The organism is Phaeobacter sp. JH20_26, assembly GCF_048056275.1.
GTDB lineage: Bacteria > Pseudomonadota > Alphaproteobacteria > Rhodobacterales > Rhodobacteraceae > Phaeobacter > Phaeobacter bryozoorum.
Window position 1 is genome coordinate 96,348 of record NZ_JAYMWL010000026.1, and the last position, 23,661, is coordinate 120,008.

The window sequence follows — 23,661 nt, forward strand, 5'->3', positions numbered from 1 at the left end:
TAACAAGGCGCCGTTATTGCCTGTCCGCACGGTTCCGAACCAGGCTGATTGCATCGGTCATTTGGCCTCATGTTTTCAGAACTTCAGGAAGGACATCCCATGTTTCGCAGCAGTCGCATTGATGTAAATGCCAAACCGCATCGCAAATTCATCACGCTGATCGTTGCCGCAGCGGTCGCGGTGACCGGGTTTTCCGCAGCGCCTGCACGGGCGGACGAGGATGTTGCCAAGGTGCTGGCGGGTCTCGCCGTGCTTGGCATCATCGGTGCAATCGTGAAGAACAATCGCGATGATGATCAGCCACAGGTCACCCGTCCGCATCGTCCGTCACATGGCAAGCCGTATCGGCCTCATCATCCCAGACCGCTTCCGCCGCATGTTGCGCGCTATGATCTGCCGGCACAATGCGTGCGCTATTTCCCGCGCTACAGCCAAAGCCGGACTTTGATGGGGCAGGGCTGTCTGCGCAAACAGTACGGATTTGAGCACACCCTGCCGCGCGCCTGCCAGGTGACCTTCTGGAATGGCAAACGCAATCGTGTCGGCTATCGCCCGGATTGCCTCAAGGACCGCGGCTATCGCATTACCCGTCGCTGAGGTCGGCGGGACCTGGGTTCGAGCAGACTTAGGGGGCTTCGGCCCCCTCTTTTTTGCGCGGTATCTGCGGTCGGGCTTGAAACCCGGCTTAAAACCCGGTCAGACCAAGGGATGGATTATCCCGATTACACATTGGAAGCGGCCGCCCGTGCGCGTGGCCATATACGTATTGCAGGCGTGGATGAGGTTGGGCGTGGCCCGCTCGCCGGACCGGTGACCGCCGCTGCGGTCATCCTGGACGCCGACAATATTCCCGAGGGGCTGAACGATTCAAAGAAGCTAAGCGCCAAGCGGCGCGAGGCGGTCGAAGCGTCGATCTTTGGGCAGGCCGAGGTTGCGATTGCTCATGCCAGCGTCGAAGAGATTGATTCCCTGAACATTCTGCGCGCCTCGCATCTGGCAATGGAGCGGGCCGTTGCAGCCCTGGATCCGGCGCCGGATTATTTGCTGATCGATGGCAATCTGATCCCCAAGGGTCTGCTCCAGACGTCGGAGTTCGTGATCAAGGGAGACAGCAAATCAGTCTCCATCGCGGCGGCATCCATCGTGGCAAAACTGGCCCGTGACCGGATCATGGTGGATTTGGCGCAACAGTTTCCCGGCTATGGCTGGGAGAAAAACGCAGGCTACCCGTCCAAACAGCACCGCGACGCCCTGGTGAACCTGGGCGTGACCCCACATCATCGGCGTTCCTTCAAGCCTGTCCACAACATATTGTATCAAGAGTGAACCTCATCACCTTGTTCTAAAAAACAAATTGACCTCGAATCCACGATGACTCATCCTGTGGACAACCAAAATGAGCGCAAAAATGCGCCGTGGTTATCGAGGCAGAGCAAATGAACAAAACACTTACACGGGGCGCCGCGGCGCTCCCGCTAAACGCGATCCTTGACGGTGACTGTATCGACGTGATGTCCGGTCTGCCGTCAAATTCGATTGATCTGATTTTTGCGGATCCCCCCTACAACCTTCAGCTGAAGGGGCAATTGCATCGTCCTGACAACAGCAAGGTCGATGCGGTCGATGACCACTGGGATCAGTTTTCCAGCTTTGGCGTCTATGACGAGTTTACCCGTGCCTGGCTTAAACAGGCGCGCCGTATCCTGAAGCCAAACGGCTCCATCTGGGTGATCGGATCGTACCACAACATCTTCCGAGTCGGCACAGCGGTGCAGGACGAAGGCTTCTGGATCCTCAACGATGTGATCTGGCGCAAGTCGAACCCAATGCCGAATTTCCGGGGCAAGCGTTACACCAACGCGCATGAGACGATGATCTGGGCCTCAAAATCCGAAGGCGCGAAATATACCTTCAACTATGAGGCGCTGAAAGCGCTGAACGAAGGTTTGCAGATGCGTTCGGACTGGGTCATGCCGATCTGTACCGGCCATGAGCGGCTGAAGGATGAGGCCGGCAATAAGGCGCATCCGACGCAGAAACCCGAGGCGCTGCTGCACCGCATTCTCGTTGGCTCGACGAATCCGGGCGATGTGGTGTTGGACCCGTTCTTTGGCACCGGAACCACGGGCGCCGTGGCAAAGATGCTGGGCCGTGAATTTATCGGAATCGAGCGCGAAGCCGCCTACCGTGAAGTTGCCGAAAAGCGCATCAAATCCGTACGCAAGTTCGACCGCGAAGCGCTGCAGGTCTCTGCCAGCAAACGTGCCGAACCGCGCGTCCCCTTTGGTCAGCTGGTCGAGCGCGGCATGTTGCGCCCGGGCGACGAGCTTTATTCGATGAACCGTCGGCACAAGGCAAAAGTGCGCGCAGACGGCACGCTGATCGGCGACAATATCAAGGGATCAATCCATCAGGTCGGAGCGCATCTGGAAAACGCGCCCTCCTGCAATGGCTGGACCTACTGGTGTTTCAAGCGGGACGGAAAGACCGTGCCCATCGACGTGCTGCGCCAGCAGATTCGGGCAGAATTGCAAAACTGACCCCACCCTTTCACAACCTGTGTGAAACCGCAGGCGCTGTCGCATTGTCGACGGCGCCAACCTTGCCCCGCCGTCATGGCGGGGTCTTTTCGTTTCAGCGCTGTCGGTTCAAGGGGTGCATCCGTTGGCAGCTGCCGTTAGTTTGACGCAAGACCGGCGCCAATGGATGGATACATATCATGGCAGTAACCGCCTCCGCCCCCGCTCCTGCCTTGGATAGCGACGAAGCCATTTTCAGACAGGAGAGCCCCTATGCGCTGGATGCGCTAACAGAGCACAAACGCAATGGGCTGGAGCTTGCGGTGCGGGCGCGCTGGATCGCCATGGCCGTAACGGCGGTTTTTCTGATCTATGTGAACCCCAAATGGGATGTGCTGTATTATCACTTTATCCTTGCGTTGCTGTGTCTGAACGGCTGGCTGATCCGCCGGGTTGGACGGGTTGGGCAATCACGGCTTGAGATGCTGCTGATTTTTGCCGATCTGTCGATCATGACCATCGGAATGGTTCTGCCAAATCCGCTGAGTGTCGACGATACGCCGCTGCCTATTCAGTATCGGTTTGGAAATTTCATCTATTTTTTCATCATACTTGCCGCGGGGACTCTGGCCTATTCCTGGCGCACGGTGGTAGCCATCGGCATCTGGACCGCAGTCATCTGGCTATTTGCGGCGGTCATGGTCTGGTGGCTGACGGATCCGGTGCCCGGCCTGACCGAACGGGTGCTTGAGGTTGTGGGCTATGATCCGACCATGGCTGAATTTCTCGATCCGAACAGCTTTCTCCTGCATCAGCGCCTGCAGGAGGTTATCGTGTTCTTTCTGGTGGCAGTGACGCTGGGTATATCCTCAAAACGGCTCTACGCGCTTATCCAGAATAATGCTGGTCTTGAGCGTGAACGGGCCAATCTGTCACGGTATTTCTCGCCCAATGTGGTGCAACAGCTGTCGCAAAATGATGAACCGCTGAAGCAGACCCGCCGTCAGGACGTGGCCATTCTGTTCATTGACATTGTCGGGTTCACCCGCCTGGCGGCCGAGCGTGACGCCTATCAGGTGATTGACCTCTTGCGCGATTTTCATGGCCGCATGGAAAAGGAGGTGTTCCGTCATCACGGCACGCTGGACAAGTATCTGGGCGATGGTTTGATGGCGACCTTTGGTACACCGCTGGCTGGTCCGAGGGACGCAAGTAACGCCCTGGCTTGCGGGCGGGCCATGCTGGCGTCGGTAGCGGAATGGAATGCCGAGCGACGCCGCTACGGCGAGGCAGAAATCCGCGTTGGCATCGGTGTTCACTATGGTGAGACGGTGATTGGCAATATCGGCGCAAACCGGTTGGAATATGCGGTGATCGGTAACGCGGTGAATATTGCAGCCCGACTGGAGGAGCGCACCCGCGAGATGAACGCTCAGATGGTGATCAGCGAGACCCTGCGGCAGCGTGTGCAGGACGAAGGCGGCGCCAGAGATCTGCAAGCAGGTTTCGTGCAGCACGGCGCATCTGAACTGCGTGGGCTGACCCGACCGATGACACTATGGGCGCTGCCCCGCTAGGTGTCCGCTAGGCGCGCGGGCCTGCCGGTGTCGGGTCGGGGCGGTCTTCGGGGCAACGGGCCGCATTGTAGGCGCTCCAATCGGTGATGTCAGGATAATACATCTGCCGCCAGCGCCGCACTCGCGGGTTCATGATCCGCCGCCACAGCGGTGGTATCATCGCCGCAACTGTCATGACCGGATAGCCGTAGGGTAGCTGGGGAGCATCGGTTGATGTGTGGTTCTGAAGCAGGGGAAAGCGACGATCGGGTTTGTAGTGGTGGTCGGAATGGCGTTGCAGGTTGATCAACAGCCAGTTTGACGCCTTATGGGCTGCATTCCACGAATGGCGCGGCATCACAGGCTCAAATTTGCCCCCGCCCAGATATTTGCGCGTAAGACCGTAGTGTTCAACGTAGTTCACCAGTTCCAGCTGCCAGATCGCGACACCCGCCTGGACCAGGAACAACCCAACGCCGAGCATCCCGCCCAGCACAAGGGCCATCAGCAGAAACGCGGCTTGCAGCGCCCAATAGCGAAAGAACGGGTTGCGCCGGTCAGTCCAAGGTAGGTTGCGGCGCGCCAGTTGTGCTCTCTCAGCCCGAAACGCAGACCGCCAGCATTGCCACAGAACACGCGGATAGAAACGATGGAAGCCCTCGTTGTAGCGCGCTGTGACCGGATCGCGGGGTGTGCCGACATGGCGATGATGCACGAGCAGATGCTCGGATCTGAAGTGAGAATAGAGCACCATTGCCAGCAGGATATCCGCCAGCCAACGCTCCAGTCTGCTCTTCTGGTGCATCAATTCGTGGCTGTAGTTGATCCCTATTGTGCCGCTGAGGACGCCAACACCGAAGAATACCCCGAATTTCTCCGCACCCGAGAGATGATCGGCGCCAGGCACGTAGATTAGCATGGCAATCAGGAGCAGGACCTGCACCGGAACCCAGGCAATGGTCAGTGAGGAATACCAATGAAGATCTTCTTCGGGTGTGAGCGGATCCGCGTTTTCAAGATTAAGCCCGAAGACCCCGTCCAATGCCGCAAAGAGATACCAGGTGACGAAGGGCGGCAGCAGGATGAGCCAGCCACCATAAAGAGCGGCGAGCCCCACCAGCGGCACCAGCAGAAAGGACAACCAAAAGGGCAGGGCGGCCTGCCAGCTGCGCAGAGTCTCGGCGGATATCATTCCAGTACAGCCTCATTCAGGTCGGGCGCGTTCGTGGTCGACTATGCGCCCTGCCCGAATAAAAGAGAAGGCATCAGCGCCCCTTCCAGAGATCGAAGGCCTTGCGCATCACCGTCGGCAGGTCGGTGGGTTTGAAGTCATGTCGTTTTATCACGCGCTGACTGTCCTGGGGTGTGAAACCGGGTGGCAGCTCCGCCAGCATGACCTGCAGGACCAGGTGAAAATGGGTGAAGGTGTGACGCACCTCCGCCCCCAGATCCTGCCAATCGGCCTCAAACGGTGGGGCTGGGGCCGGATCGTCGTTCCAATCGCTGCCCGGCCAGCCCAGCATACCGCCCAGCAACCCCTTGTCCGGGCGCTGCTCCAGCAACCAGTCGCCATCGCAGCTGCGTGCCAGATAGACGATGCCAAGGCGGGTTGGCTTGGGTTTCTTAGGGGTTTTCTTTGGCAGTTCCAGAGCTGTGCCAGCCGCACGGGCAGCGCAGGGGCTGCGCCATGGGCAGATGCCACAGGCCGGATTGCGCGGTGTGCAGATCGTCGCGCCGAGATCCATCACCGCCTGTGCGTGGTCGCCCGGGCGCATCGCTGGGGTCAAGGCTGCAGCTTTCTCTTTCAGCTGGGGTTTGGCCGCTGGCAGGGGGGTATGGATATCGTAAAGCCGCGCCATCACCCGCTCGACATTGCCGTCCAGCACGGTTTCCGGGCGGTCAAATGCGATCGCCGAAATGGCGGCGGCGGTATAGGGGCCGATGCCGGGTAGGGCGATCAGCCCGTCATAGGTATTCGGAAAGGTGCCACCGTGTTCCTCGGCCACCACGCGCGCGCATTTCAGCAGATTGCGTGCCCGTGCGTAATACCCAAGACCTGCCCATTCCCCCATGACATCTGCATCCGCCGCCGCCGCGAGATCCGCCACCGTCGGCCAGCGGCTGGTGAACCGGTGGAAGTAGTCCTTGACGGCAGCCACAGTGGTTTGTTGCAACATGACCTCGCTCAGCCAGATGCGGTAGGGATCGGGCCAGATACCGGCGGCGCGATCCGACGGGCTGACACGCCAGGGCAGGCTGCGCGCGTGCTGGTCGTACCAGTCCAGCAAATCACGGCTCTGCGGGTGGCTCTCGCTGTTGAGGTCACGCATTCTTTATCCTTTATGGCCCGGTTTCGCTGGTTCTCGCATGGCAGCCCTTTACAATAGGGCGAGCAGTCTAGCAAAACCACGGTCATGGCAGTGCAACGGACAAAATCTCGCGGGTTCAAGCGAACATCGCAGCTTCTGAACGATCAGATTCGCAAAGCCGGCGAAAGCCGGGGCTTTGCGGTGTCGCGCCTGCTGACCCATTGGGAAGAAATTGCCGGTCCCGACATCTCCTCTATCGCGCGCCCGGTCAATGTGCACTACGGGCGCGGTGGATTTGGAGCGACGTTGACGTTGTTGACCACCGGTGCCCATGCGCCGATGCTGGAAATGCAGAAAGAGCCTTTGCGCTGCAAGGTGAACGCGGTTTACGGCTATAACGCCATTTCCAAGGTCCGGATTACCCAGACCGCGCCCACTGGCTTTGCCGAGGGGCAGGTTTCCTTTAAATACGCTCCGAAGGTCCGCAAACCCCGGGCGCCTGATCCGCAGGACGTGGCGGCGGCAGCCGAGGCTGCGACCGGGGTCGAAAGTGATGAATTGCGCGCAGCGCTTGAACGGCTTGGGCGCAACGTGCTGACGAAACAGAAAACTCTTAGAAAGGGGTATGAATGACCCGTTTGATGTCCGGCATCTTTGCCTCCGCTGTCGTCGCGGCGGGTGTCTATGGTTATGCCGCATTGCAAGGCGGCACCTCTCTGCCCGGCAACCCGCTGGTTGGGGCGGCCTACGCGCAAGATGCAGAGGTTGATACCTCCACCATCGTCGAGATGGTGCAAGGTGCCGAAGATGCTCCGGTAACGCTGATTGAATATGCGTCCTATACCTGTCCGCATTGCGCGAATTTCCACCAGGGTGCGTACAAGCAGCTGAAGCAGGATTACATCGACACCGGAAAGGTGAAGTTCATCTACCGCGAGGTCTATTTCGATCGCTATGGCCTTTGGGCGTCGATGATTGCGCGCTGTGGAGGACCTGAGAAGTTCTTCGGGATCAGCGACCTGATCTACAAGGGGCAATCTGATTGGGCCCGAGCGGGTGGCGCGACCGAAATCGTTGATGCGCTGCGCAAGATCGGGCGGCTCGCAGGTCTGGAAGAGGAACAGCTGGAGGCCTGTCTTCAGGATGGGACCAAGGCCCAGACCCTCGTCAACTGGTATCAGGAAAATGCGACAGAGCATGGCATCGAGTCCACGCCGTCGTTCATCCTGAACGGCAAGAAAGTGGAAAATCAGTCTTATGAGGCGTTCAAAGCGCTGATCGACGCCGAACTCGACGGCTGATACCCCTTCCTTTGGGAAAATGTAGATAGGAAAACCCGCCCGGTGACCGTGGCGGGTTTTTTGCAATCTGCTGCCAGACTGGATGAGAGTGCACCGCGTCTTCTTGCCCGAGTGTTATGGAGGCGGTGGAGCGACCTTGCGGATTTGGGCCAGAAGCGCGTCATCGTTGTCGATCTGCAGGCGCACCGGTAGCGTGATCACCTTGTTGCGAAAACTCTCCGGCAGCCGGACCGCGTCTTTTTCGGTGGTGACCATCTGGGCACCGATCAGCTTGGCTTCGGTTTCCAGCCGGGACATCAGGGCAGTGGACAGGGGTTGATGATCGTCCAACGCTTCACTACGGCGCAGATCCGCGCCAAGGTCACGCAGCGTCTCGAAGAATTTCCGTGGATGGCCAATTCCTGCGAATGCCAGCACCGGCGTCCCCTGCCAGGGCATTCCGGTTTTCAAAGGCTCCAGTGCGCCGGAGTAATGTGGGCATGTCGTCAGGGCATCGCTCCAGGCTGACTGGAACCGTGCCTGCGCCTCGGTTCGGCCCAGCGACAATACCAGATCGGCGCGCGCAAGGCCCGTAGCCACCGGCTCACGCAGTGGACCGGCGGGCAGGCAATGGCCATTGCCAAACCCACGCTCCGCGTCGACGACGACCACGGAAAGATCCTTGTGAACACTCGGGTTCTGAAAGCCGTCATCGAGCAGTATGACAGTCGCACCCGCCGCGGCAGCCGCCTGCGCACCAGCGGCGCGATCCTCAGCTTTCCAGACCTCTCCAAAGGCCGCCAGGAGCAGGGGTTCGTCGCCAACCTGACTGGCGCGATGACGGCCCGGATCGACCTGCACAGGACCGGACAGAGAGCCGCCATAGCCACGGGTCACCACATGTGGCTCATGCCCCATATCCCTGAGCCGTTCGAGAAACCAAATGACCGTTGGCGTCTTGCCGGTGCCACCGGCGTTGATGTTGCCGACACAGATCACCGGAACAGCCACCCGTAGCGCGGCGCCCTGCGCCAGGCGTCTGGCGGTGGCATATGCGTAGATCCGGCCAAGCGGCGCCAGCAAGGTCTTGCGAATATCGAAGTCTCCGGCGGGCTTGTGCCAGAAGTCAGGAGCTTTCATATCGGTCCTCTCGCTTGTCCAGCAACTCCTGGACGCGATCCATAAGGTGGTCGGTCATATCGGCGCCTTCTGTGACGATCTGCCAGCCGGCAAGCGCCATCTCCGCCGCCCGATCAGGGGCCGACAGGCTGAGCACGCCCTGCGCAAGATCTTCGGCATCGTTGATTTTCAGCGCGGCGCCAACCTCTGTCAGCCGCTCATATAAGGCGGCATATGTGCCAAGACCCGGCCCATGCAGGATCGCCGACCCGAGTGCTGCGGCATCCAGCGGGTTCTGTCCGCTTGCGTGGCGGGGCAGACTGCCGGCCAGCAGACACAGCGGCGAAAGCCGGTACCAGAGACCGGTGTCTTCGGAAGAGCTGAGCAGGACTTGGGTGTATTCATCAGGCTCTTCGCCGCTGTCCCAATCGGCCAGCTGTAGGCCGCTGGCGATGATCGCATCGCGGGCCTCTGCGAGGTCCTGTTCATCGCGGATCGCGATTACCAGGAGCAACCGATGCAAAAGCCGCAGTACGCTGCGATGTGCCGTCAGGATGGTTGGCAGATCACCCAGCTCGGTCTGCGCGGAGAACCAGACCGGACGGCTCCCCAGCTGGGCCTGCATATGGGTAAGCTCATCGCTGTTGCAGCCAGGGGGCGTGGCCGACAACCGCAGGGGATTGGTCTGTTGGATCCGATCTGCAGCGACACCGAGCCGGAGCATCTGCGCTCGGGCCTCATCTGACGGGGTCATGATTTCGCTGAAGCGGTCGAAAAGCCGACGGCGCTGGTCCGGCAACCAACGACTGGTGCGATCGGGCAATTCTCTCGCTTCGATATCAACCAGTAGGCTGTCGATCTGACGTTCGCTCATCTGGCGCATCAGTCCACGACGGAGGTCTCCCCCCGACCAGATAAGCAGATCGGGGCGCCAGTGATCGAGAAATATCCGCACGTCGGCCGGGGTGTCATCTGGCGGTGGTCCCGCAGCGAGGTCGCAGCCCTCGACCAGTGGCCTGTTCGTGATGTCGCGGCTCCACGTCACCAAAACAGACAGATCGGGTCGAAGCGATTTCATACGGTTCCCGACATCGCCGAGAGCCATGTAGCGCTCTGTCGTGGAGGCGTGGATCCACAGCACTTCGCCTGCGGGACGGGCAGGCCAGCGGAGGCTGCGGTCGGATGCGGCGGAAGGTCTCGACATGGCTACGGTTTTCCTGCTGCGCGCGGCTGTCAGAGCGGGCGAAGGCCGGGACCCTTCGGATCGAGCGCGGCAATCAGTTGTTCGTGCAGTCGCGGCGGCGCAGCGACAACGCCGTTGAGCGTAGGGTGAGGGTTGTTGAACCGCAAGCCGACGCCGAACCTGTCGCTGCACAGCCCTCCGGCCTCGCGCAGGATCAGGTCACCCGCTGCGATGTCCCATTCCCAACTGGGGCGGAGGGTCAGCATGGCATCAAAGCCCGCATCCGCGACCCGCGCCATTCGGTAGGCAAGCGAAGGGCGATGACTGCGATTGAACGCGGGTACAATGCCATTGTGCCAGTGTTCGGGGTCCTGCAGCGGTCTTGCCGCCAGAACATTTGCGGCGTTGAGGTCATCCTGTCGGGAAACCTCGACTGCTGTGCCATTGCAGGTCGCGCCTTGTCCAAGTGCTGCGCAATACATCAGCTCGCGCTGGGGCAGGTAGATGACTGCCGCCGTGATCGTCCTGTTATGCGCAACCGCCAGCGAATGGGCCCAGGTCCGAGATCCTTCGGCGAAACTGCGGGTGCCGTCGATAGGATCGACGATAAAGATCTTTTCACGGTTCAGACGTGTGCTGGTGTCTTCGCTTTCTTCAGACAGCCAGCCATAATCCGGGCGGGCGCCGGGCAGCACGTCGGCAAGCAGCTCGTTGACGGCGATATCAGCTTCCGTCACTGGCCCGCCACCGTCTGGTTTCTCCCATTTCTGCGCTTCGGGCCCAGAGTAGCGACAGGCGATATCGCCTGCCTGCTCTGCTGCGCGGATCAGCAGGGAAAGATCAGTTTCCGGCAAGGGTCATCCCCTCGACCAGCAACGAGGGCACAATGCGGGACAGATGGGTTCGCGCGTCATTGGCTGGAACAATACCGCGCAGCATGTCGCGCAGATTGCCTGCAATCGTGCATTCATTGACGGGATAGGCAATCTCACCGTTTTCCACCCAGAAACCGGCGGCCCCGCGAGAATAATCGCCGGTATTCGGGTTGATGGTGGATCCAATCATCGACGTGACCAGAAGGCCGGTGCCCATATTGGCAATCAGATCGGCGCGGCTATCGGGACCTTGGGTCAGCGCGATATTCCACTGCGATGGGGATGGCACCGAGCCGACACCGCGTGCAGCGTTGCCAGTGCTTTGCATTTCCAGCTTGCGGGCCGATGCGAGATCGAGCGTCCAGCCGGTCAGCATCCCGTTGTCGATAATGGCGCGGCGCTGCGTCGGCAGGCCTTCGCCATCGAAAGGGCGCGATCCGGCAATCCGGGGGCGAAAGGGGTCTTCCGTGACGCTCAGATGCGTCGGCAGAATCTGATCTCCCAGAGCGTCCTTCAGCCAGGAGGACCCGCGGGCGATGCTCGCACCGTTCACCGCAGCCAAAAGATGGCCGATCAGAGAGGACGAGACGCGTTCGTCGAACAAAACCGGGTAGCTGCCGGTTTCCGGTTTGCGAGCGCCCAGCCGTTCGACTGCGCGCTCACCAGCCTGTCGTCCGATGTCGTCAGCCGGCCGCAGATCTGCCTGGAAGGTTCGGGAGTCGCCGTCATAGTCACGTTCCATGCAGGTTCCGCTTCCTGCGATGGCGGTGCAGGAGATCGAGCGGCTGCTGCGTTGGTAGCCACCGGAAAACCCGTTGGTCGCGGCCATATGGACCTTATGGCTGCCGTATCCGGCCGCCGCAGATTGTACCTGGGTTACCCCCGAAACGCCGAGGCCGGTCGCCTCAGCCGCCAGTGCATCCTCTTGCAAGGTGGCAGGGGCCGGTTCGTCGCTGGGATCAAAGAGCTCCAGCGCGGCGAGATCCCAATTCTGCGCAAGCTGGTGCGGTTCGGCCAGACCGGCATAGGGGTCCTCGGGGGCCTCGCGTGCCATGGCGACAGCGCGTTCCGCCATGGCCGTCAGGGTTTCGTCCCGCATGTCCGAGGCCGAAACGCAGGCCTGACGTTGCCCGACAAAGACCCGCAGGCCCAGATCCACCCCTTCGGACCGCTCGGCATGTTCCAGCGTGCCCCGACGCACTTCGATGGAGAGAGAGCTGCCTTCTGCCACCATCGCGTCGGCGGCATCGGCCCCCGCCTTGCGGGCGGCATCAAGAAGAGCGTGGCTTAGGCTTTCGGGGGTCTGGGTCATGGGCACCTACATGGGTTGAACATCACCTAGAGCTAGCCAGCGCAGCGAGAGGCTGCAAGGGCGCAGACAAAAAAAGGGGCCGCAATTTGCGGCCCCGATCATCCAGTCAGTCAGGTGCCGTGGTTACTTGATGCGCTGGCCGTTCGCCTTGATCTGACCATCCTCTGACACTTCGATCTTGGAGGTCAGCGTGTCCTCGCCATCGCCGGGAACCGCCAGCATGCCCATCATCATGCGCGCGCCCATGGCGTCGCTGTCCGAAACCAGACCCATTCCGATCAGCTTGTCCAGCAGCGTGTTGGCGCCCGTCAGCGTCAGGTTTGCCTCACCAGAAGGTGCCGGCATGCCGTCGAAGCTTTCCAGATCGTCATTGTTGAAGGCAAAATCCCCGGTGCCGGTCAGTTTTGCGCCTGCTACGGAGACTTCGAGCGCATTGACGGTCAGCGCGTGCAGCTCACCCGGCGCCTGTTCGCCGTTTTCCACCTCAGCCATGGCTTTCGGGTCAAAGAAATCGAAGGCCAGTTTTGCCTTGCCTGCCAGATCCAGTGCAACGGTTGCGGGATCGTGAGGCAGGGCACCGGTGGGATCCACCATACCCCAGAGCATTTCCGGCACGTCAAAGTCGCGCAGCAACACACCGAGGGCGAAATCCTGCTCTTCGTCGGATTGAGCAATCGGCATGGTCAGTTTGAAGGCGGCTTCGGCCATGGACAGCGCCAGCGGGAACGGCAGGTCCGAGCTGGTGATATTGGTTTCGGTCCGGTTCTGTTTGACGTCATAGGTCAATCCGTCGAGACCCATGCTGAAGCCAATTGCTCCGCCTTCGGAGTTGCTATCCAGCGCAAAGGTATCGGTACCATCCTGGCCGCTGATTGCGCTGTTGCCACTTACAAAGTCAAATCTACCTTCAGCGTTGAAGCCACCGCGCAGCAGTGCCGCCATATCGTTGGTTTCCAGCCCTTCGGGAACAATTGTCGTGCCCGCGAAGCGCACACCCTGCATCGTCCCTTTGAAAGAGCCGCCATCGTTGGTTTCAGGCACCGTGATCGTCGCGTCAAAGTTCAGCGATTCACTGGTCATTGTCTGGTTGTAGGCGCGGACGTCAGAGTTGGTCATGACCGTTTTTGTCACAACATCCGCCAGCGTCATGGTCAGCTGTACGGTTTCGGCAGCGATGTCTTCGTCCGGGATCTTCAGATCCGTCAGCGAGATTTTCATCAAGCTGCTGGCATAATCATAGGTCATCTCATCCGTGTCGCCGGAAACTAGCATCGGGCTGCCGTCGTGGGTGTAAACAATGGTCCCGCTGGCGACACCCTCTGGGCCGTCCATTTTGAACATCATCGGCATGTCTGCGGGCAGCATGATATTGACTGTGCCATCACCGTTTTCGACGAACTTGATGTCGGGGAGGGTCAGCGTGCCGCTGGTGTTTTCCTCCATGATTGGCATGGCCATAGAGATGTCAGAGACGGTCAGCGTATCGCCGGACATAGTCTCGGTGCCATTCACCGTATAACCGGTGGCCGTCATGTAGGACTTCCAGTCCGACCAGACATCTTTTGCCGTTACATCTGCCAGGGCCGCCTGCGCAGAAAACGCCATAACAATCGCAACACCGCTGCTGCGGGCGAGGAAAACGGACATAAGTATACCTTTCGTGGTCTATTTTGCGCCATGGTTGGCCGGAGGAGGTGCCGGGTCAAGGGGGCATCCCACTGGACCGTTCCCCCTAACCAGTCTACCACATTTCAAAACAGGGATTTGGAGATTAATAGTATGGAGATCAAGGGCAAGACAGTTGTGATAACCGGCGCGAGCCGGGGTATCGGTGCCGATACGGCCCGTGTGTTTGCCGCTGCCGGGGCCAATGTGGCCTTGCTGGCAAGGAGTGAAGACAGCCTCGCCGAGCTGGCAAAAGAGATCGGCGGAAAGGTGCTGACCTTCGCCTGTGACGTGGCCGACTACCAGGCTGTAGCGGCCGCTGTCGCGCAAACCGAGGCGCAGTTTGGGCGGATTGATATACTGATCAACAATGCCGGTGTGGTCGATCCGATTGCCCGTCTTGAAGCGGCCGATCCTGACGACTGGGCCCGGCTGATCGACATCAATGTGAATGGTGTATTCAACGGAATGCGTGCGGTCCTGCCGGGGATGAAAGCAGCGGGTGGTGGAACAGTCCTGACCGTCAGCTCGGGTGCTGCGCATAACCCGGTGGAAGGCTGGAGTGCCTATTGCGCCTCCAAGGCGGCTGCCGCGATGCTGACCCGGTCCCTGCATCATGAAGAAGCGGCAAATGGGATTCGCGCCATGGGGCTGTCTCCGGGCACCGTAGCAACGGAAATGCAGCGGGTGATCAAGGCCAGCGGCGTCAATCCGGTCAGCCGGTTGGATTGGTCAGATCATATTCCGGCCGAGTGGCCGGCACGGGCTCTGCTGTGGATGTGCAGCGCGGCGGCGGACGACCTGGTCGGAACCGAAATCTCGTTGCGTGATGACGGCATCCGCAAGCAGGTCGGCCTGATATGATCGACCTCGACATCGGAGAGGACGGTCTTTGGACGGTCACCTTGAACCGGCCGGACAAGGCCAACGCATTGACCGTTCAAATGCTGGAGCAGCTCTGCGATATCGCGGCCCGCGCGCAGGGCGCGCGTGGGCTGATCATCACGGGGGCTGGCCGTGTTTTCAGCGCCGGTGCGGATCTGGATGCGGCGCGGGCCGGTCTCGCCACATCGCCATTGTGGGAGCAGCTGTCGGGAGCCATTGCCGACCTTCCCTGTCTTACCATTGCGGCGTTGAACGGCACTTTGGCGGGCGGGGCAAATGGGATGGCACTGGCCTGCGATCTGCGAATCGCCGTGCCAACTGCGAAGGTGTTTTACCCAGTCATGAAGCTTGGCTACCGCCCGCAACCCTCTGACGCGCGGCGCATGTCGGCGTTGATCGGTCCGGCTCGCACGAAGCTGATCCTGGCCGCTGGACAGAAGATCTCCGCCGAGGAGGCGCAGCAGTTTGGGTTGATAGACCGGATCGTGCAGCCTGAGGACTTGATGGAGACAGCCCGTGACCTGATGGCGGATAGCCTCGCCGCCGAGATGGATATGGCGCAGGCGATCCTGTCCGATTGCACACGGGTCTAAACGCCGCCTTGTCAGCGTTTCCGCCGTCCTCCCGGTACCCGCGACTGGAAGGACGGCGGGCGCTTTTGCACCCAGGCGATGAATTTTGCCAGCCGGGGATGTTGGCGCAGGGCTTCGACCGTATGGAAGGACCGCGCCAGTTCCGCTTCGCTGAGCGCCGAATGGATTTCCTTGTGGCAGATGTGATGCAGCAAAACCGTTGGTCCGCCCTTACCGCCCTTCAGCTTTGGGATCAGGTGATGCAGGCTTTGTGCGACCTCTCTTGGGATCGGACGGTGGCACAGCGGGCATATGGGATCGGCGTCGGCAGACGGTGACATTGGCGCAGTCTCTGAGTATGGCTGGTTCAACCGTAGGACATGCGCCTGTGTCGGTCATCGGCAAGGGCAAGCGCGCAAGGAACCGTCTATTTGGGACAGGAACTGGAAAACTGGGACGCCGTGATCATCGGTGCTGGACCTGCGGGTTTGCGGGCTGCCGAAGAGCTCGGGGCAGCTGGTCACCGGACGCTTATAGTCGATGCCAAACCCTCGGTTGCCCGAAAATTCCTGATGGCCGGAAAATCGGGCCTCAACCTGACGAAAGACGAACCACGTTCGATGCTGCTCAGCCACTATGGCGCGGGGGCGGACTGGCTGGCGCCGATGATCGCGGAATGTGATGCGGCAGAGGTGATGGATTGGGCGACAGCGTTGGGCAGCACCTTGTTCACGGGCACCACAGGACGGGTTTTCCCCAGCGAAATGAAAGCCTCTCCGCTGCTGCGGGCGTGGCTGGCCCGGTTGGACGGATACGGGGTGGAGCGCCGCACCCGCTGGCGCTGGCTGGGGTGGCAAGGTGACGCTCTGCAGTTCGACACACCGGACGGCCTGCGGCAGGTCACGGCCGGGGCGACAGTTCTGGCCATGGGGGGCGCCAGCTGGGCGCGACTGGGATCCGACGGCCGCTGGGCGGAGACACTGGCCGCCGACGCTGTGGCGCTTGCACCCTTCCAGCCCGCCAATGCCGGGCTCTTGATCCCTTGGTCAGATCACATGGCCCAGCATTTTGGCGCACCACTAAAGGGTATCGCATTATGCGCCGGTGCGGTTCGCACCCGTGGTGAGGCGGTTATCTCCCGGCAAGGGCTCGAAGGGGGAGGGGTCTATACGGTCTGCGCCGCTGTGCGCGAGGGCGCAGCGCTGCATATGGATCTGCTGCCCGATCTGTCGCTGGATCAGGTCATCGGACGTCTGACCCGCCCACGCGGCAAATCCAGCCTGTCGACCCATCTGCGCAAGGTACTGAAACTGACACCGCCGCGTCTGGCGGTGATGCAGGAATTCGCGCGGCCATTACCAGCGGAGCCCGAGACGCTGGCCCGGCTGGTGAAGGCTGTGCCGATCCGCCATGCCGGGCTGAGGCCGATGGATGAGGCGATTTCCACCGCTGGCGGTGTTCAGGCCCGGGCTGTTGATTCAGGATTGATGTTGCATGCGCGTTCCGGCGTGTTCTGCGCCGGGGAAATGCTCGACTGGGAAGCCCCAACGGGAGGGTATCTGCTGACCGCCTGCCTGGCGACAGGGCGTTGGGCGGGGCGGTCAGCCGTTGACTATCTGGCCGGTAGTTACGCTACCGATGCTGCTACCGCCTGAAAGGCGGGACGTGCGCGCATGCGCTTGCTATAGGCCAGAAGGAGTTCGCTCTCGATTGGGAACTTGGCGCTATAGGCCCAGTTCAGGCAATGGGTGCAGATGATGTCAGGTATGGTGAACTCCTCGCCCATCAGAAATGGACCAGCCATCATGTTTTCAAGCCGCGCGAGATTGCGGGAAAATTCCCACTTCAGACTGTCTTTGACCTCGGGCACTCGTTTGTCTTCGGGCAGAATGAAACTGTGGCGCGCCCCGGTCCACAGCAAAGCGTCCAGCTCGTCCAGAAGAAGATGTGTCATTGCATCCTGCTTTGCTCGCGCAATCGTGCCGGCAGGGGCGGTCAATTGCCCGTGCTTGTCCGCCAGATAGGTAATGATCGCTGTCGAATCGGTGATCACATCGTCCCCGTCCTTGAACACAGGGACCTTGCCGGAGGCGTTGAGGGCCAGAACCTCCTCGCTTTGCGGAGAGGCCGGGTTCAGCTCATAGGGCTGGCCCATTTCCTCAAGCGCCCAAAGCACGCGGTAACTGCGGGTCAGCTGTTTGCCGATAACGGTGTACATTTCGAGATCTCCCTGCGGTTTCTGTCCGAAACGGAACCGGGTTCCGGCTGTGGGGTCAAGCCATTCTCAAGCAGCCGTGATCTGGACGCAGCGTCTGGACCCGCCCGACAGCCAAGGGCTCACCCGACGCGGCTGAGACGCGCCAGTTGGATCAAGGCACGTTCCATCAACGCAAGAGCCGGTGCGGTCTGTCCGGCTGAGCGCAGCTGTAGATCGGTATCGGTCAGCAGGGTCAGCGCAGTTTCAAGTTTGAAAGCGCCCCAGCTCTGGGCCTGTCGCAGAAGCCGGTCGCGACGTTTTCCGTAGGCCGGCGGCCGCAAGCGCCCGATGCCCTGTGCTGGACCTCCGGGATCGGAGGCAATTGTGTAGAGGGTCCGAAAATGCCGGGTCGCGCCGATGCAAAGCGTTACGGCGTTGGTGCCCTGTGCCTGCAGACGACCCATGAGTGGGCCAATTTCGGCACCGCGCCCCTCTGCCACGATATTGAGCATATCATCGACTGCAGCTTCGGTGGATTGCGGCGCGATCGCCTGAATGTCTTCGAGCGTCAGCTGCGTGCTGTCCTCGTATTTGTAGAGTGCAAGTTTCTCAACCATGCGGGAGAAATCACCGGGTCCAATATCATTCGCGATATCGACCAGCGCAGACATACTGTCCACAGGGACGTCACGGATCCGGGCTTCGATCAGGATACGTTCGATTTCGCTGCGTGATGGCGGATCATCATAGATCCCCGTGGCATAGGCGTTCCGGTGATTTTCAAAAGCCTTGCGCAGCTTGGACGTTGCCTTCAATTGTCCGGCCGTCACCACAATCTGCGCGTCGCCCGGCTGCCAGGCCTCAAGCGCTGCGATAATAGCTGGTGCTGCGGTGTCATTGGCTTCTTCGACAAATACCGCGCGGATGCCGGGAAAGAACCCTACGGCCTTGACCGCATCCATCAACAGGGCTGCGTCCTTGCGCAGATCCGCAGCCGACATCCGCGTCAGACGCATCTCTTCTTCTGCGGTTGGTCCCAGGAGCGCCGCCAGCATCTGCTGTCGCTTCAACGACACCCGCATGGCGTCGGGGCCGTAGATCAACAGGCCTGTCTTCGCCTGATCCGGTTTGGCGAAATATCTGTCCGCCTCGCGCGGGCTCAGTTTCATTTGGAAGCAGCCGGGGTCTGGCTCCCGCCGGTCTGGCCGAGATCAGCCGTGCTCAGCAGATCAGTCGTGATCTGATCCGCGAGGATCATCATGAGCCGCCGGTGGGCATCACGTTCACCGGCAAGAGTTTCAACAGTGGTTCCGGTTGCGGAATAGCCGGTGAAATTCTCCACGTCACCACTGGCGACGATGGTGCCATCGGACTGCCGGGTCAGCACATAGGCTGCCTGCCCGACGATGGAATAGCGGGTGATTTCATTGTCGGCGGTGATCGCCTGACCTTCGCTTCGGGTGCGCAGTTTCAGGTCCAGCGCATAATCTGCACCAGACCCGCGTCCCAACCGGCTTTCGAGATTCTGGACCAGGAAATAGGCGTCGGTATCATCCGTAGCGCCCAGCGTTTCCGGGGCTTGCACCCTTACCGCGCCATAAAGCACGGATCCGCTGCCACCGGGCGCGTAAACCGGAGTGAAACCGCAGGCCGCCACCAACAAAGAAGCGGCCAATGCGATGAGGTATTTTGGCCTACGCCACGACATTCACAATCCGACCCGGCACGACAATCACCTTCTTTGGAGCGGCGCCATTCAGCGCCTTTTGCACAGCTTCATGCGCGAGGGCGATTTTTTCAACCTCATCCTTGCTGAGGTCCTTGGCAACGGTGATCTCACCGCGGCGTTTGCCGTTGACCTGAATCGGCAGGGTGACGCTGTCTTCCACAAGCATCGATTCATCCGCAACCGGCCAAGGGGCCGTTGCGCACAGGCCTTCGCCCCCCTGATGGTTCCAGATGTCCTCAGCCAGATGCGGCGTCATCGGAGACATCAGCTGGGCCAGTGTCATGATCGCCTGTTTCTGCGCGGCAGCCCCGGCCTTGGATTTGGCAAGGGTGTTGGTGAAGCTATAGAGCTTCGCAATCGCCGCATTGAAACCAAAGGTTTCAATGCTGAGGGTAACGTCGCGGATTGCCTTATGCATATCGCGCAGCAGCTCATCGTCGCCCTCACCGCCAGAGCTCGGGTCCATCTCGCCGATGCGATCGCAGAGATTCCAGACGCGGTTCAGGTGCTTATGCGCGGCTTCTGCACCAGACGCCGTCCATTCCACATCTCGTTCAGGCGGTGAGTCGGAGAGTACAAACCAGCGTGCGGTATCCGCCCCATAAGACGAGATGATGTGCAGCGGATCGACGACGTTGTTTTTGGATTTCGACATCTTGGCCGAGGGGATGACCTTGACCGTTTCGCCGGTTTCCTTGACCACAACCGCACCGTCGCGCTCCTCGACCTCTTCCGGGTAGTGGTAGATCGGGCGGTCATTCTCAGTGCGGCGTTCCGCGTTTTCATAGATTGCATGTGTCACCATGCCTTGAGTGAACAGCGCGTCAAAGGGTTCCTTGGCCTTCTCGGGCAGGTGACCGCAGATCTGCATGGCACGGGCAAAGAAGCGCGAATAAAGCAGATGCAGAATCGCGTGCTCGACGCCGCCGATATACTGATCGACGTTCATCCAGTAGTTGGCATCCTCCATCCGAGTCGGTGTTTCGGTGTCGGGCGCGGTGAAACGGGCGAAATACCACGACGAATCAACGAAGGTATCCATTGTGTCGGTTTCGCGCTGCGCAGGCTTGCCACAGGCAGGGCAGGCACAGTTGCGCCAGCTGGGATGACGATCCAGCGGGTTGCCGGGGATCGAGAAGTCAATCGCCTTGCCGTCTTCGTCATAGGGCAGCGCGATGGGCAGGTTTTCCTTCTTCTCCGGTACCACGCCGCAGTCCGGGCAATGCACCACGGGAATCGGGCAACCCCAGTAGCGCTGGCGCGACAGACCCCAGTCGCGCAGGCGGAATTTGGTGACACCTGCACCCCAGCCTTCGCGTTCGGCCTTGTCGACGGCGGCATTTACGGCCTCTTCACCAGTTTGCTCATCCGCACCGGCGAAGCCTTTGACATAGCGAACCTTCTCGGTCTTGGTCGGGACATAGGCCTCGGTCAAGGGGCTGTCATCTTCAGGGTTCTGGAACACCGGAATGATGGGCAGGCTGTATTTGGTCGCGAATTCGAAGTCGCGCTGGTCATGTGCAGGGCAGGCAAAGATCGCGCCGGTGCCGTAGTCCATCAGAATGAAGTTCGCGATCCAGACCGGCAGCTCCCAGTTCGGATCCAGCGGATGCTTCACGCGGATACCGGTGTCATAGCCCAGCTTCTCGGCGGTCTCGATGGCCTCTTCGGTCGTGCCCCCCTTGCGGCATTCGGCGACAAAGGCGGCGACTTCTTCCGAGTCGGCTTCCAGCGCCTTGGCAATCGGGTGATCGGGAGAGATGCCCACGAAAGATGCGCCGTTCAGCGTATCGGGGCGGGTTGTGTAAACCTCGATCGGATCGCCGCCATCGCTGCGGGTAAAGCTGAACTGAAGGCCGCGTGATTTTCCGATCCAGTTCTCCTGCATCAGACGCACCTTGGCGGGCCAGTTTTCCAAAGTGTCCAGCGCGGTCAGCAGCTCATCCGAATAATCGGAGATCTTGAAGAACCACTGCGTCAGCTCGCGGCGCTCGACCAAGGCGCCGGAGCGCCAGCCTCGGCCGCCTTCGACCTGCTCGTTCGCCAATACGGTCATGTCGACCGGATCCCAGTTCACCACGGCATTTTTGCGGTAGACCAAACCTTTTTCGAGGAAATCGAGGAACAGAGCCTGCTGCTGGCCATAGTAGGATTCGTCGCAAGTTGCGAACATCCGCGACCAATCCAGCGACAGGCCCAGCGGTTTCATCTGTTCGACCATCGTGTCGATATTCGCGTAGGTCCAGTCCTTGGGGTGACCGCCGCTGGCCATCGCGGCGTTTTCAGCGGGCATACCAAAGGCATCAAACCCCATCGGGTGCAGTACGTTATGGCCGGTCGACAGTTTGTAGCGCGCGATCACATCGCCCATGGTGTAATTGCGCACGTGCCCCATGTGCAGTTTGCCCGATGGATAGGGGAACATCTCCAAGACGTAATACTTCGGTTTGTCAGCGGAGCGTTTCGCCTGAAAGATCCCGGCTTTTTCCCATGCGTCCTGCCAACGCGCTTCGATTTCCGGGGCAACATAACGGGGCATCAGAGCTGTCCTTCGTAGATAAAAACGCCAGGTTTGGGGCCTGGCGCTTGTGATAGTGATGTTTGCCCGCCTGTTCCAGAGGGCTGAAGAGGGGGATGCGCCGGGTTAAAGCTTGCGGTCGGCGATGCGCAGCTGGCGGGCCCGAGAGAGAATCGCATCCTCGATCGCGCGTGCTGTACTGGCGCTGACCGGGCCGTTGCGGGTCTGAAGCGACACGTTCAGCGAGCGGGCATCCAGTGCGGGATCCTTGATATGAACCGTTGCGCGATAGGCGCGCCCGCCACCCGGGGGAGTACCGTAACCTGTGACGATCACACCGGTGTAGGGTTCGACGGTTTGCAGCGGCAGGAAGTCCAGCACATCCAGCGTTGCGGTCCAGAGGTAACGGTTTACCTGAACAATCTGTTCGGCCTTCGTGGGTTTGAAGGCATCCCAGATTGTCGTGCCTTCAATGTTCTCCGGGTTCCGCGGGTTGCCGCCAATGACGTTTTCATTATAGGCCGACGGGCCGCCGCGGTTCTTGCCGCCGAATGCGCCACAGCTGGCGGTGACAGCCAGAAGCGAGATGAGTCCAAGTTTCGTGAGCCAGCGCATGATGGGCAAGATCCGTTGCTATTCCGGTTGCGGACTAGTCCTAGCCAAGCGATAGGGCGGCAACAAGCCTATTCTTTAATAGACTCTCTCTGTGCGAAGCCGTTGATGCCGCTCGGGTTAAGATACTGTGACATGGTTGCATCAACTTCGGGCCGAAAGGATTTGCCGCCTGCGCCCAAGCTTGCGTAACGACCCCAAAAAGAGCGAAACGGAGGGCGTACTCAGACTTGTGCCACTCAGCGCCTGTTTGAGCTTGGACATTTAAACCCGAGGGAAAAACATGAAAAAGATTCTCTTCGCTTCGACTGCGCTGGTCGCCACCGCTGGTGTTGCAGCAGCAGACGTTTCGTTCGGTGGCTACGGCCGCTTTGGTATCGGCTACGTTGAAGATCGTACCGTTGGTGGCACTTCCGACACCGTGATCGTCAGCCGTTTCCGCATGAACATCGATGGCTCCGCTGAAACCGACGCAGGCGTGAAGTTCTCCGCTCGCGTTCGTATGCAGGCTGACGAAGATGCAGCTTCCGGCGAAGCAAACGCAGCTGGCCTGAACGGCGCGCGTTTCTCGGTTGAGTACGGCGGTCTGCGTGTTGACGTAGGTAACGTTGCTGGCGCAATCGACAACCTGCCCAACTACTACGGCAACGAGCCGGGCCTGGAAAACTTCGTTGGTCAGTACTCCGGCGTTAACTACGACTTCGTTGGTTACTCCTCCGGTGGCGCAGGCGTGAACGGCGTTTACGCTCGTTACGCAGTTGGTGACTTCGCTGTTGCTGCGTCCTACGACCAGGCGGCAAACGGTGGCGACGGCGACCGTTTCGACATCCACGCTGCTTACACCTTCGGCAACATCACTGCCGCTCTGGCATACGGTGAAACCGACAACGGCGCAGCAGACGACGACGACATCGTTGTTCTGTCGCTGGGCGGCACCTGGGGCGCATTCTCCGGCACCCTGCTGGTTGGTGATGAATCCATCGCGGGCAACGTTGCTCAGTCCGACACCTTCTACGGTATCTCTGCTGCTTACGACGTAAGCTCCGCAACCACCCTGACCTTCGCTTACGGCGACGGTTCCGGCGACGGCGACACCCGCAACGTTGGTCTGGGCGTGATCCACGACCTGGGCGGCGGTGTCTCCCTGCGCGGTGGTATCGGCGAGAGCAAAGTGGGCAGCGCCGACGGCCAGATGCGTGCCGACTTCGGTGCTCAGTTCAGCTTCTAAGCTGACCTGAACCACTACGGTTCTTGGGGCGGGCTCTTACGAGCTCGCCCTTTTCTTTTGTGCAGAAACTGTGTTTTTCTGCGGCAACATCTGACCATAGTG

The 23,661-nt window shown here is 60.3% G+C and carries 23 protein-coding genes; 10 read left to right on the forward strand and 13 right to left on the reverse strand.

What is annotated here, in order from left to right; all coding sequences use genetic code 11:
* Window positions 1-99 precede the first annotated feature (99 nt).
* The 4 genes from VWY60_RS19325 (at window position 100) to VWY60_RS19340 (ending at window position 4,096) form a co-directional block, all read left to right on the forward strand.
* Window positions 100-597 (forward strand): hypothetical protein, encoded by a 498-nt coding sequence (locus VWY60_RS19325; protein WP_340546959.1) that lies wholly within the window; start codon window positions 100-102, stop codon window positions 595-597.
* A 111-nt stretch (window positions 598-708) separates the two neighbouring features.
* Window positions 709-1,326: a ribonuclease HII gene (locus VWY60_RS19330; RefSeq protein ID WP_416541483.1), complete on the forward strand. Its 618-nt coding sequence runs from the start codon at window positions 709-711 to the stop codon at window positions 1,324-1,326.
* Between the two features lie 110 nt (window positions 1,327-1,436).
* Entirely contained in the window at window positions 1,437-2,540 is a 1,104-nt protein-coding gene (locus VWY60_RS19335; RefSeq protein WP_340546957.1) for a site-specific DNA-methyltransferase, read from the forward strand.
* A gap of 179 nt (window positions 2,541-2,719) precedes the next feature.
* A complete protein-coding gene (locus VWY60_RS19340) occupies window positions 2,720-4,096 on the forward strand; it encodes an adenylate/guanylate cyclase domain-containing protein (protein WP_416534451.1) in 1,377 nt (458 codons plus the stop codon).
* A 7-nt stretch (window positions 4,097-4,103) separates the two neighbouring features.
* Here VWY60_RS19340 and VWY60_RS19345 read toward each other — a convergent pair whose 3' ends face one another.
* Both VWY60_RS19345 and mutY read right to left on the reverse strand, forming a co-directional pair.
* Complete coding sequence (locus tag VWY60_RS19345) at window positions 4,104-5,267, reverse strand: alkane 1-monooxygenase (protein ID WP_416534452.1); 1,164 nt, start codon at window positions 5,265-5,267, stop codon at window positions 4,104-4,106.
* A gap of 73 nt (window positions 5,268-5,340) precedes the next feature.
* Window positions 5,341-6,405, reverse strand: coding sequence for an A/G-specific adenine glycosylase (gene mutY, locus VWY60_RS19350; protein WP_416537677.1), 1,065 nt, complete (start codon window positions 6,403-6,405; stop codon window positions 5,341-5,343).
* Between the two features lie 84 nt (window positions 6,406-6,489).
* Here mutY and VWY60_RS19355 point away from each other — a divergent pair, with 84 nt between their 5' ends.
* Both VWY60_RS19355 and VWY60_RS19360 read left to right on the forward strand, forming a co-directional pair.
* Window positions 6,490-7,017: a DUF721 domain-containing protein gene (locus VWY60_RS19355; protein ID WP_340546953.1), complete on the forward strand. Its 528-nt coding sequence runs from the start codon at window positions 6,490-6,492 to the stop codon at window positions 7,015-7,017.
* The gene (locus VWY60_RS19360) at window positions 7,014-7,685 is read left to right on the forward strand and encodes a DsbA family protein (RefSeq protein WP_340546952.1); all 672 of its coding nucleotides are present in this window, start codon (window positions 7,014-7,016) and stop codon (window positions 7,683-7,685) included. The genes VWY60_RS19355 and VWY60_RS19360 overlap by 4 nt, the downstream gene beginning before the upstream one ends.
* Window positions 7,686-7,799: 114 nt before the next feature.
* Here the strand turns inward: VWY60_RS19360 and lpxK are convergent, their stop codons facing one another.
* The 5 genes from lpxK to VWY60_RS19385 all read right to left on the reverse strand — a co-directional run bounded on the left by lpxK (window position 7,800) and on the right by VWY60_RS19385 (window position 13,800).
* Complete coding sequence (gene lpxK, locus VWY60_RS19365) at window positions 7,800-8,804, reverse strand: tetraacyldisaccharide 4'-kinase (RefSeq protein WP_416541484.1); 1,005 nt, start codon at window positions 8,802-8,804, stop codon at window positions 7,800-7,802.
* Complete coding sequence (locus tag VWY60_RS19370) at window positions 8,791-9,987, reverse strand: 3-deoxy-D-manno-octulosonic acid transferase (protein WP_416541485.1); 1,197 nt, start codon at window positions 9,985-9,987, stop codon at window positions 8,791-8,793. Before VWY60_RS19370 ends, lpxK begins: the two co-directional genes overlap by 14 nt.
* Before the next feature lie 29 nt (window positions 9,988-10,016).
* Window positions 10,017-10,820 (reverse strand): inositol monophosphatase family protein, encoded by an 804-nt coding sequence (locus VWY60_RS19375; RefSeq protein ID WP_340546949.1) that lies wholly within the window; start codon window positions 10,818-10,820, stop codon window positions 10,017-10,019.
* Window positions 10,807-12,153 (reverse strand): TldD/PmbA family protein, encoded by a 1,347-nt coding sequence (locus VWY60_RS19380; protein WP_416541486.1) that lies wholly within the window; start codon window positions 12,151-12,153, stop codon window positions 10,807-10,809. The genes VWY60_RS19375 and VWY60_RS19380 overlap by 14 nt, the downstream gene beginning before the upstream one ends.
* 123 nt (window positions 12,154-12,276) lie before the next feature.
* Window positions 12,277-13,800 carry a DUF2125 domain-containing protein gene (locus tag VWY60_RS19385; RefSeq protein ID WP_416541487.1) on the reverse strand — a complete coding sequence of 508 codons (1,524 nt, stop codon included), beginning with the start codon at window positions 13,798-13,800 and terminating at the stop codon, window positions 12,277-12,279.
* Between the two features lie 132 nt (window positions 13,801-13,932).
* On the opposite strand from VWY60_RS19385, the gene VWY60_RS19390 reads away from it, so the two are divergent.
* Both VWY60_RS19390 and VWY60_RS19395 read left to right on the forward strand, forming a co-directional pair.
* On the forward strand, window positions 13,933-14,682 hold the full coding sequence (locus tag VWY60_RS19390; RefSeq protein ID WP_416541488.1) for an SDR family oxidoreductase: 750 nt from the start codon (window positions 13,933-13,935) through the stop codon (window positions 14,680-14,682).
* Window positions 14,679-15,296, forward strand: coding sequence for an enoyl-CoA hydratase/isomerase family protein (locus VWY60_RS19395; RefSeq protein WP_416541489.1), 618 nt, complete (start codon window positions 14,679-14,681; stop codon window positions 15,294-15,296). Before VWY60_RS19390 ends, VWY60_RS19395 begins: the two co-directional genes overlap by 4 nt.
* An 11-nt stretch (window positions 15,297-15,307) precedes the next feature.
* On the opposite strand, the gene VWY60_RS19400 is transcribed toward VWY60_RS19395, so the two are convergent.
* Window positions 15,308-15,616 carry an HNH endonuclease gene (locus tag VWY60_RS19400; RefSeq protein WP_340546944.1) on the reverse strand — a complete coding sequence of 103 codons (309 nt, stop codon included), beginning with the start codon at window positions 15,614-15,616 and terminating at the stop codon, window positions 15,308-15,310.
* A 90-nt stretch (window positions 15,617-15,706) separates the two neighbouring features.
* Between VWY60_RS19400 and VWY60_RS19405 the strand changes: the two genes are divergently transcribed.
* Window positions 15,707-16,930, forward strand: coding sequence for a TIGR03862 family flavoprotein (locus tag VWY60_RS19405; RefSeq protein WP_416541490.1), 1,224 nt, complete (start codon window positions 15,707-15,709; stop codon window positions 16,928-16,930).
* Here the strand turns inward: VWY60_RS19405 and VWY60_RS19410 are convergent.
* From VWY60_RS19410 to VWY60_RS19430, 5 genes are all read right to left on the reverse strand, one after another.
* A complete protein-coding gene (locus VWY60_RS19410; protein WP_416537670.1) occupies window positions 16,903-17,493 on the reverse strand; it encodes a glutathione S-transferase family protein in 591 nt (196 codons plus the stop codon). The genes VWY60_RS19405 and VWY60_RS19410 overlap by 28 nt on opposite strands.
* A gap of 119 nt (window positions 17,494-17,612) precedes the next feature.
* Window positions 17,613-18,641 (reverse strand): DNA polymerase III subunit delta, encoded by a 1,029-nt coding sequence (gene holA, locus VWY60_RS19415; protein WP_416541491.1) that lies wholly within the window; start codon window positions 18,639-18,641, stop codon window positions 17,613-17,615.
* On the reverse strand, window positions 18,638-19,180 hold the full coding sequence (lptE, locus tag VWY60_RS19420) for an LPS assembly lipoprotein LptE (RefSeq protein ID WP_340546940.1): 543 nt from the start codon (window positions 19,178-19,180) through the stop codon (window positions 18,638-18,640). The genes holA and lptE overlap by 4 nt, the downstream gene beginning before the upstream one ends.
* On the reverse strand, window positions 19,167-21,740 hold the full coding sequence (leuS, locus tag VWY60_RS19425; protein ID WP_416541492.1) for a leucine--tRNA ligase: 2,574 nt from the start codon (window positions 21,738-21,740) through the stop codon (window positions 19,167-19,169). Before leuS ends, lptE begins: the two co-directional genes overlap by 14 nt.
* A 105-nt stretch (window positions 21,741-21,845) precedes the next feature.
* Window positions 21,846-22,334, reverse strand: a complete 489-nt coding sequence (locus VWY60_RS19430; RefSeq protein ID WP_340546938.1) for a DUF3576 domain-containing protein — start codon at window positions 22,332-22,334, stop codon at window positions 21,846-21,848.
* A 280-nt stretch (window positions 22,335-22,614) separates the two neighbouring features.
* Between VWY60_RS19430 and VWY60_RS19435 the strand changes: the two genes are divergently transcribed.
* Window positions 22,615-23,559 (forward strand): porin, encoded by a 945-nt coding sequence (locus tag VWY60_RS19435; RefSeq protein ID WP_340546937.1) that lies wholly within the window; start codon window positions 22,615-22,617, stop codon window positions 23,557-23,559.
* The last annotated feature ends 102 nt before the right edge of the window (window positions 23,560-23,661 follow it).